This window comes from Rhodococcus sp. NPDC057014, from assembly GCF_042673295.1.
Classification (GTDB): domain Bacteria; phylum Actinomycetota; class Actinomycetes; order Mycobacteriales; family Mycobacteriaceae; genus Rhodococcus_F.
Map to the genome: position 1 here is coordinate 1 of NZ_JBHUSF010000392.1, position 1,115 is coordinate 1,115.

The 1,115-nt window shown below is 67.6% G+C and carries 1 protein-coding gene; it reads right to left on the reverse strand.

What is annotated here, in order from left to right; translation table 11 throughout:
- Positions 1 to 1,115: malate synthase G (locus tag ACFTZB_RS40550; RefSeq protein ID WP_378440815.1), on the reverse strand; the 1,115-nt coding region annotated here is incomplete at both ends.

A 1,115-nucleotide genomic window follows, 5' to 3' on the forward strand; every position in this document is an offset into this window, starting at 1 on the left:
CGTTGCAGCGAGGCGACGACCTGGTCGGCGGTGACCACGTCGTGCCGGATCCAGTTCGCCAGCAGCTGGGAGGAGATGCGGAGGGTGGCGCGGTCCTCCATCAGGGCGACGTCGTGGATGTCGGGGACCTTGGAGCAGCCGACGCCGGCGTCGATCCACCGGACCACGTACCCGAGGATGGACTGGCAGTTGTTGTCGAGTTCCTGCTGCTTCTGCTCGTCGGTCCAGTCGGTGTTCTCGGCGAGGGGGATGGTGAGGATCTGCTCGAGGGTGGCCCGCGGGGCCCCCTTCAACCGGTCCTGGACGGCGAACACGTCGACCTGGTGGTAGTGGGTGGCGTGCAGGGTGGCCCCGGTCGGGGACGGCACCCACGCGGTGTTCGCGCCGGCCTTCGGGTGGCCGATCTTCTGCTCGAGCATCTCGGCCATCAGTTCGGTCATCGCCCACATGCCCTTGCCGATCTGCGCCCGCCCTTGCAGGCCGGCGGCCAGGCCGACATCGACGTTCCAGTCCTCGTAGGCGGTGATCCAGGTCTGCTGTTTCATGGCGGCCTTGCGGATCATCGGCCCGGCCTCCATCGAGGTGTGGATCTCGTCGCCGGTGCGGTCGAGGAACCCGGTGTTGATGAACACCACCCGCTCGGCGGCCTGGTGGATGCAGGCGGCGAGGTTGACGGTGGTGCGCCGCTCCTCGTCCATGATCCCGACCTTGAGCGTGTTGGCGGGCAGGTTCAGGACCTGTTCGACGCGGCCGAACAGTTCGGTGGTGAACGCGACCTCGTCGGGGCCGTGCTGTTTGGGTTTGACGATGTAGATCGACCCGGTGCGGGAGTTGACCAGTGGCCCCGACGCCTCCGACACGGACAGGCCGTGGATGGCGCACAGGGAGGTGAGCAGGGCGTCGAGGATGCCCTCGGGGATTTCGGTGCCATCGCCGTGCAGGATCGCCGGGGTGGTCATCAAATGGCCGACGTTGCGGACGAACAGCAGCGACCGCCCATGCAACGTGAGGTCGGTGCCGTCGGGGGCGGTGTAGGTGCGGTCCGGGTTCAGCCGGCGGGTGAACGACTGACCGTTCTTGGTCAGCTCCTCGGTCAGATCGCCGCGGTTGAGGCC